This is a genomic window from Mucilaginibacter sp. UYNi724, from assembly GCF_054057495.1.
The window spans coordinates 59,952-78,544 of the sequence record NZ_JBSRZI010000008.1 but is presented as its reverse complement, the minus strand read 5'-3'; the positions used below and the strand labels follow the sequence as shown (position 1 = coordinate 78,544).

Here is an 18,593-nt window from a genome sequence, read left to right as displayed (position 1 = left end):
GTGGTAAATTAGCTTGTTATTATAATAAAACGTGTAGTAATAAAAAAGTTTTGTCGGGTGGGATTACCGTACTACACTAACCCGCCATTGCGAGGTACGAAGCAATCTCTTCAGGATGAATTACACACCTTGCAACATGGATTTGCTCAACAAGATTGCTTCGTGCCTCGCAATGACGCGCGCAGAAAAGCACTCTCTACAACAAATTTATATCAAAAAGCCGCCGCCCAAAAGGTCGTTGCCTTCATAGAACACGGCTGATTGGCCGGGAGCAATACCCGATACCATGTGGTCGAACGATACCTTCATGTGGTCGCCAATTTGCACGATCTTGCTTTCGGTGCCTGCATCCTTATAACGTATCTTGGTAACGGCATCTAAAGGTTCTTTAATGCTTTCGTATTTAACCAGGTTAAGGTTGCGTACCCAAGCCTCTTTCTTTTCCAGTTCTTCTATCGTACCCAATACAACGGTGTTGGTTTCGGGCTGAATTTTGGTCACGAACATCGGCATGCCTAAAGCAATGCCCAAGCCTTTGCGCTGGCCAATAGTATAATAAGGATAGCCGAGATGCTTGCCTACAACGGTACCGTTGGTCAACACGAAATTACCCGGGCCAACACGTTCGTCAAGGTCTTCTACTTTGTGGCGCAGGAACGCCCTGTAGTCGTTATCAGGCACAAAACAGATCTCGTAGCTTTCGCTTTTGCCTGCCAGTTCCAGTTGACCCATATCAACAGCCATCTGGCGGATCTCGGGTTTAGAGAAACTGCCCAGCGGGAATTTGGTACGCGCAAGGTTTTGCTGCGATACGCCCCAAAGCACGTATGATTGGTCTTTATTTTCGTCTTTACCTTTTGATATTACGTAGCGGCCGTTATCCTGCTCGCGGATATTGGCGTAGTGGCCGGTCGCGATAAATTCGCAATCCAGTTTATCGGCGCGTTTTAAAAGGGCTTCCCATTTAATGTGGGTATTGCAAAGCACGCAGGGGTTAGGTGTGCGGCCGGCAAGGTATTCGTCAACAAAGTTATCGATCACAAAATCGCCAAACTCGTTGCGGATATCCAATATATAATGCGGGAAACCATAACCAACAGCCAAGGCGCGGGCATCATTGATACTATCTAAGCTACAGCAGCCGGTTTCTTTAGAGCTGCCGCCACTTGCGGCGTAATCCCAGGTTTTCATGGTAAGGCCAATGACCTCGTAGCCCTGTTCATGCAGCATTACTGCTGCTACAGAACTATCAACTCCGCCACTCATTGCCACCAAGATCCTACCGTGCTTACTCATATTGGCTGCAAAGATAATGTTTTACCCTTTATTGTGTTAAGGCTTGGGTCAGGGGAGGGTAAAATGAGTTGAGCGAAGGATATCGAATGATGAATGTTGGATGTCGAATAATGAAGTATGGAAATACCAGGCACTTCGATATCCATTATTCGAAATTCAGTGTTCGATATTATCTTTCCCAACTTTAGTACTTCGCAAATATTGGTTTGTCCATCGGCGTCCACAAACAGGCGCGCTGCCCGCATGCTTTTAGGGCGTTGTTGGCCCAGGTGTTGCATGTGTAAAAAAGGTTATACCTGCGGTTAGCTTCATAAAAGGCATCGGTATCACCGTAATTAGCGTTTGTTTTGATAACGACGGCATGACCATCGGCATCGGTTGAAAAACTGGACCTTATATAGTCCACAAGCCGCCCGTACTGTTCACTACTTATCGATATCTTTTTGCATGATGAGCTTTCGGTAAGCTGCTTATGAAAAGTTGCGTGGACAGCGGAGGTACTCAGCGCGAAAGCGGCTTTAAACGCCGTGCTAAATTTCAACTCGGCCCAGGTAGGGGTGTTGAGATAAAAGCCCTTGTCGCCCCAACCAAAACCTATCAATGTGGCAGTACTATCCGGTTTAAGGGTGTTATCAAATTTCACCTCTTTGCTCCAATCCATCTGCTCATTTTTTACCGGGACAACCACATCGGTGTGCACGCCGTTGGTAAGGATATAAATATCAATGGTTTGCGCGGTAGCCGGCTCGGCGGGCACAGGTATTTTAGATAGGCCAAATGCAGCCAACAGATACAATGCAATAAAAGCTATGAAGCCTAAAACTACACGCAGTGCGATCTTAAAGAATTTTTTCAATGGTTTTGGTTTAGTTACCTTAATTACATGGCAGGACTAAAAGTAACCCATTGTGATGAGATTTTAAATATAACTATTGCCTTACCTGCCCATTTCCTTTTACTATCCATTTATAACTTGTCAATTCTTCTAAGCCCATTGGGCCGCGGGCGTGGAGCTTTTGGGTGCTGATGCCAATTTCGGCACCGAGTCCAAACTGGGCACCATCTGTAAAGCCGGTGGAGGCGTTAACATAAACCGCGGCGGCATCCACACGGTTTAGGAAGGTTTCTATGTTCAATTCATCTTCCGATATAATGGCCTCGCTGTGTTTGGAACTGTTAACGGCGATGTGCTGTAGTGCCTGCTCCAAGGTATCAACCGTTTTTATCGACATCTTCATCGACAAAAACTCGGTACCGAAATGCTCAGGTTTGGCTTCTGCTAAAAATTCGGCGGGGTAATGCCCGTCCAGTACTTCAAATGATTTTTTATCGGCAAATAGCTGCACCTGCTTGGCAGCAAGCGGTTCGGTGATATGCACAAGGTCGCCGAGGCGTTTGCTGTTGATGATGAGGCAATCCAGCGCGTTGCAGACACTTACCCGGCGGGTTTTGGCGTTATCGATAATGGCGATGGCTTTCGCGAGGTCGCCGGTTTCATCGAAGTAGGTATGTACGATGCCCGCTCCGGTTTCTATCACAGGCACTTTGCTGCTTTCGCGTACATAATTGATAAGCGACTGGCTGCCCCGGGGGATCAGCACATCTACATAGCCGACCGCATTAAGCAAGGCTTCGGTAGCTTCGCGTTCTACTGGCAACAGGGTAGCGAAATTTGCATCGATACCCTGTACCGATAAAACACCGTGGATCACTTTCATAATGGCACGGTTAGAGTTATCCGCATCGCTGCCACCTTTTAATATACTGATATTGCCTGTTTTAAAACACAGCGCGAATACGTCAAATGTAACATTTGGCCGCGCCTCGTAAATTACACCTACTACGCCAAGCGGTACACGCACTTTTTTGATCTGTAAACCATTAGGCAGGGTGTTATCAGATAATACCTTGCCCAGCGGGCTTTCCAATCCCGCCACATTCTCCATATCACCTGCAATGGCTTTTATCCTTTCGGCCGTGAGGGTGAGGCGGTCGTATTTTGGGTCGGCGGGGTCCATGCGGTCGAGGTCTTTTTGGTTTTCCTGTAGCAGGTAATCCGTTTGATTAATGGCCGCCTGTGCAACATCAAGCAATACCTTATTTATGGTAATGGGAGATAGGGCCGCGTTCCGCCCGGCTATCAGTGCGTTCTCGAAGAAGTGTTTATAGCTCATGTTATCCCTGTAAATAAAGGTAATCGTAATGTACCAGAGCTTTCTGGTTCTTTTGTCCTGTTAGTTCCCGCGCTTTTTCTGAACCATATTCGGCCAGGCCAAGGCCTATGGTTTTATTTTGTTCGTCGATGATCTTAATGATCTCGCCCTTTTTAAAATCGGACACGATATTGATGATGCCCACCGGCAGCAAACTGGATGCTTTGCTGGATATTAGCACTGTTTTAGCGCCCTCGTTAACCTGCACTACCCCTGTAGCCGCGGTTTCTGAATGGGCTATCCATTTCTTTTTGCCCGATGCTTTTTTGGTAGGGGTAAAGCGGGTGTGTACCGTTTTGTTTGCCAGCACATCCGTCAATACGTTTTCTTTGGTGCCGTTGGCAATGTGCACCGCGATGCCCAGTTTAGCAGTTTTTTGCGCGATGGTAGATTTGGTGATCATCCCTCCACGGCCAAACTGGGAACAGCCCGAACTTACAAACGAGGCAAAATCTAAGCCTTGGTCACCAACCACTTCTATAACGGATGAAGTTTCCAATTTTGGGTCGCCGGTATAAATGCCATCAACGTTGCTTAGTACAATTAAAGCCTGCGCGTTCAGCATGGCGGCTATCAACCCCGCCAGTTCATCATTATCAGTAAACATGAGTTCGGTTACCGATACCACATCATTCTCGTTTATCACGGGGATAACTTGGTGTTGCAGCAGTATCTCCAGGCAGTTGCGCATATTAAGGTAATGCAACCGGTCGCGGAAATCCTCTTTGGTTACCAATACCTGCGAACACAGGATCTTAAATTTTTCGAACAATTGCGAATACGTATTGATGAGCTTTACCTGCCCGATAGATGCCAGCAGCTGTCGAATAGCAACGGCATCCGACTTTTCGGAAACCGAGATCAAACTCCTGCCGGATGCCACCGCGCCTGAGGATACTAATATCACCTCGATGCCTTGTTTTTTAATGGCCGCTATCTGGTCAACCAAATGCGAAATGCGCTCCACATCGGGCAGTCCATCGGTACGTGTAATAACATTCGATCCTATTTTAACGATGACGCGGCGGTAATTGAACGACATTAAAGTATATAAATTAGTCGACAATAATACGCTTTTCCTGTGTAAATGGCGGCTTTTTAAGCTTTGAGGTAAATATTATTTTCAAAATATTGTAATTTTTTTTGGAGAGCATAAAAGATTTGATACTTTTGACTACTTATTCTATAGACAATGTATTATTTAATTGCCTTTCTTTCAAGTTCAGTGTTACGAATGCAGCGCCTAACTGCATGCTGTTGTTGTTAATTCCACCCGGATAATAACACATAATAAACTCATTTACAATTTTCTTTCAACCTTACTTCATGAAATCTTTTAGAAATTTCTTTCAACTTACTGCGCTCTTTTTAGCCCTTGTCCCCGCTGTGGCATCTGCCCAACTTAACGGGAATTACGCCCTTAGCGGTAAAGTGAACGACGACCACGGCCAGCCACTAATAGGTACAACCGTATCCATAAAAGGTACCGATAACCGTACCGCTACAGATACTACAGGGAAATTCACCCTGCAAACAAATGCCAAGTTGCCTTTTACGCTTGTGTTTAGCGCCGTTGGTTTCCAAACACAGGAGTTTACTATCCGCAATGCCAACAGCGCGGTAAATATCCAGTTATCAACACAAGCCTTATTAATAAACGAGGTGGTAGTTACCGCATCCCGCAGGGAAGAAAAGCTGCTGCGTTCGCCGGTAGCTATCGAAAAATTGAGTATTACGGCGTTAAAACAATCGCCCGGCCCAAGTTTTTACGACGCGCTGGAAAACGTAAAAGGTGTGCAGATGACCACCACCAGCATCACCCTCAAAGTACCTAATACCCGTGGTTTTAACAGCCCCAATAATTTCAGGTTTATGCAACTGGCAGATGGCGTGGATATGCAGTCGGCAACCCTTGGTGTGCCGCTTGGTAACGCCATTGGCCCCACCGAACTTGATATTGCCAGTATAGAGATCACCCCCGGCGCAGCGGCTGCTTTATATGGTACCAATGCCATTAACGGTTTATCTAACCTGTTCACAAAAGACCCCTTTAAATCGCAGGGACTTAGCTTTTACCACCGCACTGGCATTAACCACGTGGATGGGATAGGTGTGAGCCCAAGCGCTATAAACGAAACCGCTATCCGCTTCGCGAAAGCATGGAATGATAAATTCGCTTTTAAATTGAACGCCAGTTATTTAACAGGTAAAGATTGGCAATCAAACACCCGACTTGATCAAAACCCCGGCAACCTGAAGACAGCCAACCCGGCATACCCAGAACTTACCGGCACAAGCAACGCTGCTTACGATGGCTGGAACAAGTATGGCGATGACGCGCTGGCCGGCAGCAACACGGTAGCTATAAAAGGTATTGTTGTTGATGGTGTGGCAAGGCCTAATTTGACCGTTGCACGTACCGGTTACAACGAAGTTGACCTGGTAGACCCTAAAGTTACCAACCTAAAACTGGATGGTACGCTGGCTTATAAAATAACCCCAAACACTCAATTATCATATACTTACCGCTATGGCAACATGGATGGTGTTTTTCAACGCGGTAACAAAATATCACTGAATGGTGCATCTGTACAAAACCATAAAATAGAATTAAAAGGCAGCGATTTCCTGGTACGCGCTTACGAGTCTATTGAAAACACAGGCAAATCGTTCAACGTAAAACCCCTGGCCGATAACCTTGACCTAAACCACGCCAGCAACTCGGCATGGGGCACATCCTACAAAAACGCTTTAACGGCTTATGCCAACACGCATGGGGGTGCCCTTACGTCTGCAAACCTCGCAGCTGCTAATGATGCGGCACGTGCTGCTGCGGATGCTGGCAGGGTAGAACCCGGTACGCAAGCCTTTAACGATCTGCGCCAAACTATTATTGGCATCAATAACTGGGATATTAAATCGAGCCTGATCCCCAATGCACCTGTTACGGGTGGGGCCGCCCTGGTGCAAAAAAGTAAAATGTACAATGCCGAAGCCCAGTGGGACCTTACCAAACACGTTAAATTTATCGATCTGCTGGTTGGTGCCGATTTCCGCGTTTACCAGATAACGCCGGATGGTAATAATTTTGTAGACTTTACCCGTTCCATTGCCGACCGCAACACACCGCTTGCCGATGGCAGCTTTGGCGATAATGTTACCTACAAAAAGTATGGTGCGTTCGCACAGGTTACCAAAACCTTTTTTGATGAAAAGTTGAAACTGTTCGGCTCTGTACGTTGGGACCGTAACCCGTATTTTGCCCCTAAATTTACACCGCGTTTGGCAGCAGTTTACTCGCCAAACCCAAATCATAACTTTAGGTTCACATTCCAGAATGGGTATCGTTTCCCGTCGCTGTTCGAGGCTTTATCATACGTAAACAATGGCCGTGTTAAACGTGTGGGGAGTTTAGAATTTATAAACGATGGCCTGGGTTATTTGAACAACAGCTACACCCAGCAATCGGTAACGGCATTTAACGCCGCGGTAAAGGCACAATCTACAACCGGCGATGATGCAACCGCTTTAGCAAACCGCGACTTGCTAAAAGTAGCCGACCTGCCAAAAGCACGCCCGGAGCAGATCACCTCGTTTGAGGTTGGTTACAAAGGGATCTTTTTTGATAACAAGGTTTTTCTTGATATAGATGCTTATGCCAACCGCTACAACGGCTTTTTAGGACAGGTGCAAGTGTTTGTGCCGAACGGTGCTACTGTTGGCTCAGATGCATCCGTATTAAGTATGCTGGATATTAACCGCGACCCTACAACCGCAACCACCAACAACGCGGCAAGCGCGGGCCAGAGCCGTTACCGGGTGTACACCAATGCTAAAAACGTGTATAACAACTACGGCTCATCGGCAGGGTTAAGCTATAATTTCTACCGCAGGTACACGGTATCGGGCAATGTAAGCTTTAACAAACTGAAGGCACAGCAAACCTCGGACATCTTCGTAACGGGTTTTAACACCCCGGAGTGGAGCGGTAACTTCTCGTTCGGTAACCGCGAGGTAGTGAAAAATGTGGGCTTTAACGTGGTTTACAAATGGCAGCAAAAATTCTTGTGGGAGAGCCCGCTTGTAACCGGCAACGTAGCGGCTATCCATACGGTGGATGCGCAGGTAACCTTCCGTGTGCCGGTTTATTACGCCACGTTTAAAATAGGCGCGACTGATATTTTCAATAAAAGGTACATACAATATGCAGGCGGCCCAACCATTGGTGGTATTTACTACGCATCGGTTACGCTGGATGGCTTGCTAAGCAAATAGCAGATTGTTTATGGTTGATAGTTTATAGTGAACATTATCGATGAACTATCAACCATTAACTATAAGCTATTACAAAGATCCTATTTGTTTTTTAGGTATAATTTAGTTTTTCTAAAAGCGGGCGGGCGAGCTGCCCGCTTTTTTGTTTTTGTTTTTTTTAAACTATCCAACCTCTACCATGTCATTTCGAGCGAGCGGTGGGAGGGGTTGCGCGTGGACGCGACGAGAAAACTTGTTAGATATGTTTTGTTTAAGACCTGCATGTTCGCCTTTTTATCTAACAAGATTTCTCGTCGCTGCGCTTCCCTCGAAATGACATTTGTATTTTAATGCAGCAATTTGATTAAAATGCAAGAACCCCGCACGAGTTGCACCTCGCGCAGGGTTGATCTTACTTCACTTAACTGGTTTATATAATAATTGGAAATTATTCTGTTTAAGCTACCGATTGGCGCAGCATGAGCGCGCCTACAGTTACGTTTGTACGGCTATCTATGATGATGGCCCCGCCGTTTGCTTTGTTCACCTGGTATGGGTCAAACGCCAGCGGCTCGGCTGTTTTTATCACGATGCGGCCAATGTCATTCAGTTTAAAATCTTCGTCAAAATCTTTCTCCAGCGTGTTGATGTTCACCTTGTAAATGATCTCCTGAATTTTGCAACGGATGGTTTTGGTATTATGCTGCACCAGGTAGGTCATGGTGGTATCTAACGGGCGGGTATCCATCCAGCAAAGGTCGGCCTCGATCACGTTGGATAGCTGCGGTTGGCCGACGCTGTTCACGATTATATCGCCACGACTGATATCGATATTATCAGCCAAATGCACCGTTACCGACATCCCTGCCAAAGCTTCATCCGGCTGCTTGTCGTACAGTTCAATTTTTGAGATGCTTGAACTAAACCCTGATGGCAGAACGGTAACCTTATCGTTTACCTTAAACGAGCCGCTTGAGACACGGCCTGCGTAACCACGGTAATCGTGCAAGGCATCGGTTTGCGGGCGAATAACCCATTGTACAGGTAAACGTACATGGTCAGAGGCATCATCGATGGTCAGTTCCACATTCTCTAAATGCTGCAGCAAGCTATCGCCGGTGTACCAGCTGATGTTTGATGATTGGTAAACGATATTATCGCCCTTAAGCGCGCTCACCGGGATATAGGTAACGTTATCCAAACCAACCTTGATGGCCAGTTTTTTATAATCGGCTACAATGTTATTGAACACTTCTTCGCTGTAATCAACCATATCCATCTTGTTAACGGCAACCACCACTTTAGGGATCTGCAACAGCGACACTAAAAAGGAGTGACGGGTGGTTTGCTCGATAACGCCTTTACGGGCGTCTATCAAAATAATAGCCAAAGCAGCGTTGCTTGCACCGGTAACCATGTTACGGGTGTACTGGATATGGCCGGGCGCATCGGCAATAATAAATTTACGCTTATCAGTCTCAAAATATTTGTAGGCCACATCAATGGTAATGCCCTGCTCGCGCTCGGCTTTAAGGCCGTCTGTTAATATGGCGAGGTCGATGGAGCCGTCGTCGTTTTTACGGTTTGATGCATGCAGTGCCTCAAGCTGATCAGCAAGGATAGCCTCGCTATCGTACAACAGGCGACCGATCAATGTGCTTTTGCCATCGTCTACGCTGCCTGCGGTTATAAACTTTAGTATATCCATTTTTGGATTTTAGATATCAGATTTACGATTTTAGATTTTTATTGCCTTCGGTTGGTTTACTCACCCGACTACGCTCGCTGGTCGACCCTCTCTGCTACGCAACAAGGGTGAAGATTTTAGCTCCCTCTCCTTCGGAGAGGGCCGGGGAGAGGCTAAAAGTATCCCCCTTTTTTCCTGTCTTCCATGGCGGCTTCGCTCACTTTGTCATCTATACGGGCGCCGCGTTCGCTTATTTTTGAGGATGCTATCTCATCGATAATGTCATCTATCTCAAACGCGTATGATTCTACCGCCGCAGTACAGGTCATGTCGCCAACGGTACGGAAACGTACATTCTTTTGCTCAATGATGTCGGCCTCATCCATATTCAGGAAAGGCGATGCTGCCATCAGCTGCCCATTGCGGGTAATACACTCGCGCTGGTGGGCAAAGTATATGGTAGGCAGAGGTATATTTTCGCGGCGGATGTAGTTCCACACGTCAAGCTCCGTCCAGTTACTTATCGGGAACACGCGTACGTTCTCGCCTTTGTGAATTTTACCGTTGTAAATATCCCAAAGCTCGGGTCGCTGGCGTTTCGGGTCCCACTGGCCAAACTCGTCACGTACCGAAAAGATGCGTTCTTTGGCGCGGGCTTTCTCCTCGTCGCGGCGGGCGCCACCAATGCAGGCATCAAAGCCGTGTTTGGCAATGGTATCTAACAAGGTAACGGTTTGCAAAGGGTTGCGACTGGCGTTTTTGCCTGTTTGTTCGATCACCTTGCCTTCGTTAATGCTATCCTGCACGTGACCTATAATCAGTTTTTCGCCAATGCGGGCTATCATATCATCACGGTAGGTAATGGTCTCTTCAAAATTGTGCCCTGTATCAATGTGTACCAGCGGGAAAGGGAACTTACCCGGGCGAAAGGCCTTCAACGCCAAATGCACCAGGGTGATAGAATCTTTACCGCCGCTAAATAACAACGCAGGTTTTTCAAATTGCCCCGCTACTTCGCGCAGAATATAAATGGCCTCTGCTTCTAATTCGTCCAGGTAATCTAACCGGTATTTACTCATTCTTTTAAATCATTTAACTGTACAGCATGTAAACCGCATTCTTTTTTGCTTTGGTCTTCCCACCACCAGCGGCCGGCCCTAAAGTCTTCGCCGGGTTGTACCGCCCTTGTGCAGGGCAGGCAGCCAATACTTGGGAAGCCCTTGTCATGCAATGTATTGTAGGGTATATTATATTGTTTAATGTAAGCCTTTACATCGTCTAAACTAAAATTAAAAATAGGGTGGAATTTGATGAGCTGGTTGCCTTCGTCCCATTCCACGTTGCTCATGTCCTCGCGGTTTGGCGATTGCTCGGCACGGATGCCGGTTATCCAGCATTGGTTGCCTGCTAAAGCGCGGTGCAAGGGTTCTATCTTACGGATGCCGCAACATTCCTTACGGTTATCTACCGATTCGTAAAAGCTGTTTGGGCCTTTGGCGTTCACCATTTGCTCTAACCGGTTGTTATCCGGGTAGTAGGCATGGATGGGTTTGCCGTAAATTTCCATGGTGCGGTTCCACACGTAATAAGTTTCGGGGAACAGTCGACCTGTCTCTAACGTGAAAACTTTTATGGGGATGTTGTTGGCAAATATCATGTGCGAAATTACTTGGTCTTCCCAGCCAAAACTGGTAGAGAATACGATCTCGCCGGCAAACTGTACTGCAAGCGCTTGTAAAGCGTCCACAGGGTCTTTTCCGTTTACTAACTGCGATATGTAGGTAGTATCAGCCATTAGAAAGGTAAATGAGTTAAAAATTTAAAAATACTGCGGATACTGATGAGGATAACGATAACCGATACCGACAGCATGATGGCTTTTGCCGAGATCTTGTTTGAAATTCTTGCTGCCACCGGCGATGCCAATGCACTGCCGATAACCAGTCCCGCCACCGCGTCCCAATGCCCGCTGTTAAGCATGGTGATGAACGTTAACGAACCCATCAGCGCAATAAAAAACCTTGATAGTTTCACCGTACCTAACGAAAACCTTGGATGGCGCCCGCCTGCTATCAGCGTTGATAACACGATAGAACCCCAGCCACCACCGCCAACAGCATCAATAAAACCACCGCCTAAACCAAGCAGCGGTATGTGTTTGATCTTATCCGTAGTGCGTTTCTTTTTAAGGTCTAAACCTTTTTTAAAGATAACGGTGCCTAATATAAGTGTATAAACCGATACTAACGGTTTGGTGTATTGCGCGTAATGTTCTAACGACGATAGCAGATATGCCCCCGTTACCGCGCCGATAATACCGGGAAGTAGCAATAGTTTAAATAACTTCCAGTTTACATTACCCATGCGGTAATGCATCCAGCCGGCGATACCATTGCTCATGATTTCGGACAAGTGCACACCCATACTCGCCGAAGCAGGAGGGATGCCCATGGAAAGCGAAAAGGTAGTGGATGTTACCCCGTACGACATGCCAATGGCCCCGTCTATCAGCGCGAACACAAAACCCGCCCCCAAGAAGTAATAAAACATAGGAGAAATATTCTCCACATAGCTTTTAAATGCAGGGTCTTTAAGCCATAAGGCAACAATAGTTACAGCCAAGAATGCTACAAACGTCCCCCAAACCAATAGTTTGATATGGTTGTTACTCGGTGCCTTTTTAGGACCAAGCAAGATCTCGGTAACGCGGTTAAGCTCTTTTACCTTGTGGGTAAAATCGCCCGACAGGGTGTTGCGCACCTCGGCCATTTGCTGCAGGGTAATATCAAGTTCGCCGGGTAACGACTGGCTCAGCACTTCTTTTAAACGTTTGGCTATGGTTGGCGATTTTCCGTTGGTAGAGATAGCGATCTTCAGGTCGCCTTTTTTTACGATGGAACCGAGGTAGAAATCGCAAAGTTCCGGCTTATCCGCGACGTTTATTAGTAGCTTACGGTCATGTGCCGATTGGCGCACGTATTTATTTAGTTCGCTGTCGTTGGTAGCCGCAATAACAATATCGGCAGGGTCAAGGTCGGTATCTGCAAAAGATTTTTGCACGATATTTACTTGCGGATATTGAGCGACAAGTGCATGTACCTGCGGTAAAAAATCTTTAGAAATAACGGTAACAGCGGCAGCCGGGCTGTTGTTGAGCAGGGCGGTTAGCTTTTCCAGGCCAACATTACCCCCGCCAACCAGTACGGTATGCAGGTTGTTCAACTTTAAAAACACGGGGAACAACTGGTTGCCCTGCGTTTCGGTTGGCCGAACGTCTGTTAAACTATTATCCTTTGGCAACAACGTCATAAACTTCTTTTACCAATTTAAATGTCGGGTGCAGGGAAACCACTTCGCCCAGTACAATCAGGGCAGGAGAGGTGATACCTTGTTCTGCAGCTAAAGCCACAATGGTATCGGCAACGCCAACAACAACTTTTTCGTTAACGGTGGTGCCGCTTTGTATTACGGCAACAGGTAACCGGCCTTTGCCTTCGTTTTGAAAGATCTCCGCGATCTTTGCCAGCTTGTGGATGCCCATCAACACCACAATAGTGGCATTAGTTTTGGCGGCATCGTACAGGTCGGCGGATATTTTGCCATCTGTTGTGGTACCTGTTATCACCCAAAAGCTTTCGCTCAATCCACGATGGGTAACAGGAATGCCTTGCAAGCCCGGTACGCCAATAGAGCTTGAAATGCCCGGTACTACCTGCGTAGGGATGTTATACTCCGCGGCAAAATCCAGCTCCTCATGCCCGCGACCAAATACAAACGGGTCGCCGCCCTTTAAGCGCACCACATGGCCGTAATTCAAAGCGTAATCAACCATTAAACGGTTAATATTATCTTGTGAGAACGAATGATCGCCGGAGCGTTTGCCTACGTAAACTTTTACCGCGTTAGCAGGGGCAAAGTCTAAAATTTCGTCGTTCACTAATGCATCGTACAAAACCACATCTGCAGCTTGCAGGGCTTTAATGCCTTTTAACGTGATTAGTTCGGCATCTCCAGGGCCTGCGCCAACAAGGGTTACGCGCGGTACTTTTATATTATTAGGTTTGTTTCGTATCATGATTGCAGCACTGCCTCTCTCTTCGTTTTTACCGCTTCTAAAAAATCTGTTGCCTGTTTTTTGTAGGCCGTAGCAAATTCTTCGGATGGTTCGTTTTTATTTATTTGCAGCACCAGGTCGCTAAAAGTACCTTCAAGGTCAAAATCGCCGGTTGCTACGTAGTTGTTATCAAATTCTTTTATTACGCCGGTTTGGGTGCTGCTATTTACGCCCTTATCAAGCAATAATGCCTTAGCCGCGCTCACCATGGTATTGTATGAATGGTAGATGGCATCGGCCCATAACCCTTTTTCGAAAGCGCCATTTGCCCAGCCCAGTTTCTCTTCGCTTTCAAACAGCAGTGTAGCTACCAGGTCGATGATGACACCTGCACACTCGCCAACACCAATCGCCGATACATAGGTTTCCTGGTGGCCCCAATCTACAAACTCATCGTCGGTTAGGGTGGTAAGGTCGGCAAGGGGTTTTAACAGGCGGTAAAAATAATCTTTACCCTGCCTGTCGTAATAAGCGTGGAAAGTTTCGCCTTCTGTAGATAACGTTTTATAATCATCCAACACGAACCTTAACGCATGTGTAGCACGTTTTGATGGCACTTTAATCACACGTTCTGCAGCGCGGCCTACGCCGTTGCCTACGGTACCACCACCTAACATCACTTGTACAGATGGTAATACTTTGGTGCCCGCTTTTAGCGAACTGCCGTGGAAACCAATGTGCGCCAACCCATGCTGGCCGCAGCTATTCATACAGCCGCTGATCTTTATTTTGATCTCGCGGTTATAAATAAAATCTTCGTACTCGTTGTAGATCACATCCTCCAGCACCTTAGCCATGGTCATGCTGTTGCTAATGCCCAGGTTACAGGTATCGGTACCGGGGCAGGTAGTTACATCGGCCATGCTATCAAAGCCGGGTGCTGCCATGTCTAACTCGTGCAGGCCGGCGTATAAAGCAGGCAATGCTTCCTTGCGGACAAATTTTAACAGCAAGCCCTGGTTTTGGGTAATGCGGATCTCGTCGCCCACGTAGGGTTTTATGGCAGCCACCAATTTGCGGGCGTTAGCGGTTGGGATATCTCCTACGGGAACTTTAATATACACGCCGTAAAAACCGGTTTGCTTTTGCTCAAATACGTTTGTAGCCAGCCATTGCTCGTAACGCAACGGGTTTTCAATGAAGGCTGAATGCTTGATGGCAGGTTCCGGGATTTGAGGTTGCGGAACGGTATCACGGTTTATTTTATAGGTTTTTACCTTAAGGGCGGTACGTTCTTCTTTTGCAAGGCGAAGCACTTCCTCTAACCCGATCTTTTGGATAAGGTATTTTAAACGAGCCTTGTTACGGTTATTACGTTCGCCGTAACGGTCAAACACGCGGATTATGGCCTCTATGTAAGGGATCAGTTGATCCTCGGGCAAGAAGTCCTCTACAGGGCTTGCCAGTAAGGGCTGGGCACCCAGGCCGCCGCCTAACAAAATTTTAAAACCACGTTCGCCGGCCTCGTTTATTTTAGGTATCGCGCCAATATCATGGATGTAAGAGAAAGCGGTATCCGCATCGCTGGATGAGAACGAGATTTTAAACTTTCTTCCCATTTCCTGGCAGATTGGGTTCCGCAGAAAATATTCGAACGTTGCCTGTGCGTACGGTGAAACATCAAACGGCTCCAAAGGATCGATGCCCGAAGTAGGGGACGAGGTTACATTCCTAACTGTGTTGCCACATGCTTCGCGCAGGGTAATATCGTCCTGTTCCAGATCGGCCCATAACTGCGGGGTACGGTCAAGGCTTACGTAATGGATCTGGATGTCCTGGCGGGTGGTTAAGTGGAGGTTACCGCTGCCATATTCGTCAGATATATCGGCAATTTTTAAAAGCTGCTTAAAGGTAACCTTACCAAATGGTAATTTGATACGCACCATTTGTACGCCCGGCTGCCTTTGGCCGTAAACGCCACGCGCAAGGCGCAGGCTGCGGAATTTTTCGTCGTGTATCTTGCCCTCGCGGAACGCACGGATCTTCCTTTCCAGGTCGATGATGTCTTGTTCCACTATCGGGTTCTCCAGTTCTGTTCTGAAGCTCTGCATATTCGGTACGTAATTTAGTTATTTCAAAAAAAAACCCCTTCTGCTGTGGCTGAAGAGGCGGATATTATTTATTTACACACTTACAACCACGATGTTTCTGCTCGCATACAGCAGTTAATCAGATTGTTATGATATGTAAAATCTATTTGTTTCATTTTTCTGTTTCAAATATATACAAAGTATAGGGAATTAGTAGAAATTATTTAAAAAAATGCAGATGTGATGTTTGGATGACGAATAGTTTTCTGCGCGTACTTGAGATTGCGAAGCAGCCTCTTTAGGCAATTGGTGAATCAGTTCTTTGTTAGGAGTGGTAGTGAGTGAGCATTAAGCCGGTGGATGTTCATTTCTTTTTTGTCGCAAAAAAGAAACGGAACCAAAGAAAAAACACGCGGCTGTACCGCGTCGCTGTTAAAGATTGTGGTAAGGCAAAGCCTATGCTATCCGCAACGCGCTAAGGCCGCAATAAGAGAACTACTGTTCGGTTGGTCAGGCTAAAAAGAACTCTAATTTTAATTTTCTACCTTGGGAGGGCAGGGAGGGGTTTCTGCGATTAGCCGGGTTAACACGGTTTTCGAACTATAATACCTTTAACCTTTCGCCCTTTACCTCTACCCACTTCCCCCAATAAACCATTTGCTTTTGCGACCGTCTTACTTATTTACCAAAACAATCTACAGATGAAAACATTATCAAAATTTGGAATAGTGGCAGCAATGGCGGGATCGCTGTTTCTGGCATCATGTGCAACTGAGGGTTATGTGGCCGAGCAACCGGTTGAACCTGTGTACGTTCGTCCTGCGTCGCCTTATGCTAATGCCTATTGGGTACCCGGCGAATGGGTGTATAGCGGTCGCCGTTACGTTTACCGCAATGGATATTATGTGCGCCCACATGCCAACCGTGTGTATGTACAAGGTAACTGGGTACGCGGCTCAAGGGGTTACGTTTGGAGAAAAGAAAGGCCCCTGGCAAAATGCTAAGGACTTTTCTTTTCTTGGTTCTTATGTCTTGTTATCCTGACTCTCTATAACTACATTCTCTCCGGTACATCTATCCCCAGCAGGCCCATTGCTTTGCTGATGACCTTTGCTGATGCTGCCGATAGTTGTAAGCGGAACTGCTTTAAATTTTCTTCTTCGGCTTGCATAATTGGCTTTTCGTGGTAAAACTTGTTATAGTTTTTAGCCAGTTCGTACACGTAGTTAGCAATTAGCGCCGGGCTATGGTTAGCGGCGGCTTCTGCAATGGATTGCGGGAATTTGGTGAGGGTCACGATCAGGTCGCGCTCTACACCATCCAGTTCAGCAATATCGTTGGTGCCGGCTTCGGCAACGTAACCGGCCCTGCTGAGTACCGATTTGATCCTGGCATGGGTGTATTGAATGAAAGGCCCGGTATGTCCCTGGAAATCTATCGATTCTTTAGGGTCGAATAAAAGCCGTTTTTTAGGGTCAACCTTTAGCAGGAAGTATTTTAAAGCACCCATGCCAATGGTGCGGTAAAGCTTGTTCTTCTCGTCCTCGCTAAAGCCGTCTACCTTGCCCATAGCCTCGGTAGTTTCTTTGGCGGTGCCGAACATATCGGCCATCAGGTCGTCGGCATCAACTACCGTACCTTCACGGCTTTTCATCTTGCCCGATGGAAGATCTACCATGCCATACGATAGGTGATATAAGCCCTGTGCCCAGGTTTTACCCAATTTTTCAAGGATCAGGAACAGCACTTTAAAGTGATAATCCTGCTCGTTACCAACTACATAGATAGATTCGTCCATCTGGTAATCGTTGTACTTGAGCTGTGCGGTACCCAAGTCCTGCGTAATGTAAACCGAAGTTCCATCGCCACGCAGAACCAATTTTTGGTCCAGGCCATCCGCGGTAAGGTCTATCCAAACAGATCCATCCTCTTTTTTAAAGAACACGCCGTTTGCAAGGCCTTCTTCCACAATATCTTTACCTAATAAATAGGTGTTGCTTTCGTAGTAGTACTTATCAAAGCTAACACCAAGGGTTTTATAAGTAACATCAAAGCCCTCGTAAACCCAGCCATTCATGGTTTTCCATAGGTTGATAACCATCTCGTCGCCTTGTTCCCATTGTAAAAGCATGGCTTGCGCCTCTTTTATCAGGGGGGCGTTCTTTTTGGCTTCATCTTCGGTTTGGCCTTCTTCAACCAATTCCAATATCTGTTGCTTATAGGCTTTATCAAACCAAACATAGTATTTACCGGCAAGATGGTCGCCCTTTAAGCCGCTGCTTTCGGGGGTCTCGCCCTGTCCAAATTCGCGCCAGGCCACCATACTTTTACAAATATGGATGCCGCGGTCGTTAACCAAATTGGCTTTTACCACATCGTAACCTGCCGCATCCAGTATCTCCGACAGCGAAAAACCTAACAGGTTGTTACGGATGTGCCCAAGGTGGAGCGGCTTGTTGGTATTGGGTGAGGAATACTCTACCATTACCTTTTTGCCGTTCGGTTTTGCTACCGCGAAGTTATCCGTAAGGATATCGGTACGCAACGCGTTTAGCCAGTAACTATCGGCAATAACAATATTTAAAAAACCTTTAACAACGTTAAAAGAGGCGATTTCGGGTAGTTTTTTTTGCAGATATTCGCCAATTTCGGCGCCTGTTTGTTCAGGTCCTTTGCGCGATACTTTAGTATAGGGAAAGGTTACCAGCGTAACCTGCCCGTCAAAATCCTTGCGGGTTTCCTGCAGGCTTACATCTTTGGCGGCAATATCGGTTTGGTATAAATCTTTAACGGCCTCAACAACTGCCTCAATAATAAAATCCATCGCGCAAAATTAATAATAGTTATGGTTGATGTTTCATAGTTGATGGTCTTTTTGGAAAAACACCTGTAAAGCCGCTTAAAATAGGTGTCCCACTTTTTTTAAAATGAGACAGGTTAATATTTTGTATAAGTATTTGTTTAATAAATAGTTAAAATAGAATTTGAAATGATTACTT

General features: G+C 46.5%; 13 protein-coding genes. 2 read left to right on the top strand and 11 right to left on the bottom strand.

The features are described from left to right. Positions 1-207 precede the first annotated feature (207 nt). The 4 genes from mnmA to proB all read right to left on the bottom strand — a co-directional run bounded on the left by mnmA (position 208) and on the right by proB (position 4,551). On the bottom strand, positions 208-1,296 hold the full coding sequence (gene mnmA / locus ACVW0P_RS13160) for a tRNA 2-thiouridine(34) synthase MnmA (protein WP_457132518.1): 1,089 nt from the start codon (positions 1,294-1,296) through the stop codon (positions 208-210). 184 nt (positions 1,297-1,480) lie between these two features. Beyond that, complete coding sequence (locus ACVW0P_RS13155; RefSeq protein WP_457132517.1) at positions 1,481-2,152, bottom strand: TIGR02117 family protein; 672 nt, start codon at positions 2,150-2,152, stop codon at positions 1,481-1,483. Between the two features lie 73 nt (positions 2,153-2,225). Next, on the bottom strand, positions 2,226-3,470 hold the full coding sequence (locus tag ACVW0P_RS13150) for a glutamate-5-semialdehyde dehydrogenase (protein WP_457132516.1): 1,245 nt from the start codon (positions 3,468-3,470) through the stop codon (positions 2,226-2,228). Position 3,471: 1 nt separating this feature from the next. After that, complete coding sequence (gene proB / locus ACVW0P_RS13145; RefSeq protein ID WP_457132515.1) at positions 3,472-4,551, bottom strand: glutamate 5-kinase; 1,080 nt, start codon at positions 4,549-4,551, stop codon at positions 3,472-3,474. Between the two features lie 284 nt (positions 4,552-4,835). Here proB and ACVW0P_RS13140 point away from each other — a divergent pair, with 284 nt between their 5' ends. After that, positions 4,836-7,784, top strand: coding sequence for a TonB-dependent receptor (locus ACVW0P_RS13140; RefSeq protein WP_457132514.1), 2,949 nt, complete (start codon positions 4,836-4,838; stop codon positions 7,782-7,784). A gap of 436 nt (positions 7,785-8,220) precedes the next feature. Here the strand turns inward: ACVW0P_RS13140 and ACVW0P_RS13135 are convergent, their stop codons facing one another. From ACVW0P_RS13135 to ACVW0P_RS13110, 6 genes are all read right to left on the bottom strand, one after another. Further along, the gene (locus ACVW0P_RS13135; RefSeq protein WP_457132513.1) at positions 8,221-9,471 is read right to left on the bottom strand and encodes a sulfate adenylyltransferase subunit 1; all 1,251 of its coding nucleotides are present in this window, start codon (positions 9,469-9,471) and stop codon (positions 8,221-8,223) included. Between the two features lie 152 nt (positions 9,472-9,623). Beyond that, positions 9,624-10,529 (bottom strand): sulfate adenylyltransferase subunit CysD, encoded by a 906-nt coding sequence (gene cysD, locus ACVW0P_RS13130; protein WP_457132512.1) that lies wholly within the window; start codon positions 10,527-10,529, stop codon positions 9,624-9,626. Then, positions 10,526-11,245, bottom strand: coding sequence for a phosphoadenylyl-sulfate reductase (locus ACVW0P_RS13125; RefSeq protein WP_457132511.1), 720 nt, complete (start codon positions 11,243-11,245; stop codon positions 10,526-10,528). The genes cysD and ACVW0P_RS13125 overlap by 4 nt, the downstream gene beginning before the upstream one ends. Then, entirely contained in the window at positions 11,245-12,759 is a 1,515-nt protein-coding gene (locus ACVW0P_RS13120; RefSeq protein ID WP_457132510.1) for a TSUP family transporter, read from the bottom strand. The genes ACVW0P_RS13125 and ACVW0P_RS13120 overlap by 1 nt, the downstream gene beginning before the upstream one ends. After that, positions 12,737-13,525 carry a uroporphyrinogen-III C-methyltransferase gene (gene cobA / locus ACVW0P_RS13115; RefSeq protein ID WP_457132509.1) on the bottom strand — a complete coding sequence of 263 codons (789 nt, stop codon included), beginning with the start codon at positions 13,523-13,525 and terminating at the stop codon, positions 12,737-12,739. The genes ACVW0P_RS13120 and cobA overlap by 23 nt, the downstream gene beginning before the upstream one ends. Further along, positions 13,522-15,615 carry a HEPN domain-containing protein gene (locus ACVW0P_RS13110; RefSeq protein ID WP_457132508.1) on the bottom strand — a complete coding sequence of 698 codons (2,094 nt, stop codon included), beginning with the start codon at positions 15,613-15,615 and terminating at the stop codon, positions 13,522-13,524. The genes cobA and ACVW0P_RS13110 overlap by 4 nt, the downstream gene beginning before the upstream one ends. A gap of 680 nt (positions 15,616-16,295) precedes the next feature. Here ACVW0P_RS13110 and ACVW0P_RS13105 point away from each other — a divergent pair. Next, positions 16,296-16,598 carry a hypothetical protein gene (locus ACVW0P_RS13105; RefSeq protein ID WP_457132507.1) on the top strand — a complete coding sequence of 101 codons (303 nt, stop codon included), beginning with the start codon at positions 16,296-16,298 and terminating at the stop codon, positions 16,596-16,598. Between the two features lie 50 nt (positions 16,599-16,648). Here the strand turns inward: ACVW0P_RS13105 and argS are convergent, their stop codons facing one another. Then, positions 16,649-18,418, bottom strand: coding sequence for an arginine--tRNA ligase (argS, locus tag ACVW0P_RS13100; RefSeq protein ID WP_457132506.1), 1,770 nt, complete (start codon positions 18,416-18,418; stop codon positions 16,649-16,651). Positions 18,419-18,593 lie beyond the last annotated feature (175 nt).

Excerpts from the sequence above, each read along its gene's own strand:
- ACVW0P_RS13120 (WP_457132510.1), bottom strand. The coding sequence starts at position 12,759 with ATGACGTTGTTGCCAAAGGATAATAGTTTAACAGACGTTCGGCCAACC.
- ACVW0P_RS13105 (WP_457132507.1), top strand. The coding sequence starts at position 16,296 with ATGAAAACATTATCAAAATTTGGAATAGTGGCAGCAATGGCGGGATCG.
- ACVW0P_RS13125 (WP_457132511.1), bottom strand. The coding sequence starts at position 11,245 with ATGGCTGATACTACCTACATATCGCAGTTAGTAAACGGAAAAGACCCT.
- ACVW0P_RS13135 (WP_457132513.1), bottom strand. The coding sequence starts at position 9,471 with ATGGATATACTAAAGTTTATAACCGCAGGCAGCGTAGACGATGGCAAA.
- cysD (WP_457132512.1), bottom strand. The coding sequence starts at position 10,529 with ATGAGTAAATACCGGTTAGATTACCTGGACGAATTAGAAGCAGAGGCC.
- mnmA (WP_457132518.1), bottom strand. The coding sequence starts at position 1,296 with ATGAGTAAGCACGGTAGGATCTTGGTGGCAATGAGTGGCGGAGTTGAT.
- ACVW0P_RS13140 (WP_457132514.1), top strand. The coding sequence starts at position 4,836 with ATGAAATCTTTTAGAAATTTCTTTCAACTTACTGCGCTCTTTTTAGCC.
- proB (WP_457132515.1), bottom strand. The coding sequence starts at position 4,551 with ATGTCGTTCAATTACCGCCGCGTCATCGTTAAAATAGGATCGAATGTT.
- cobA (WP_457132509.1), bottom strand. The coding sequence starts at position 13,525 with ATGATACGAAACAAACCTAATAATATAAAAGTACCGCGCGTAACCCTT.
- ACVW0P_RS13150 (WP_457132516.1), bottom strand. The coding sequence starts at position 3,470 with ATGAGCTATAAACACTTCTTCGAGAACGCACTGATAGCCGGGCGGAAC.
- argS (WP_457132506.1), bottom strand. The coding sequence starts at position 18,418 with ATGGATTTTATTATTGAGGCAGTTGTTGAGGCCGTTAAAGATTTATAC.
- ACVW0P_RS13110 (WP_457132508.1), bottom strand. The coding sequence starts at position 15,615 with ATGCAGAGCTTCAGAACAGAACTGGAGAACCCGATAGTGGAACAAGAC.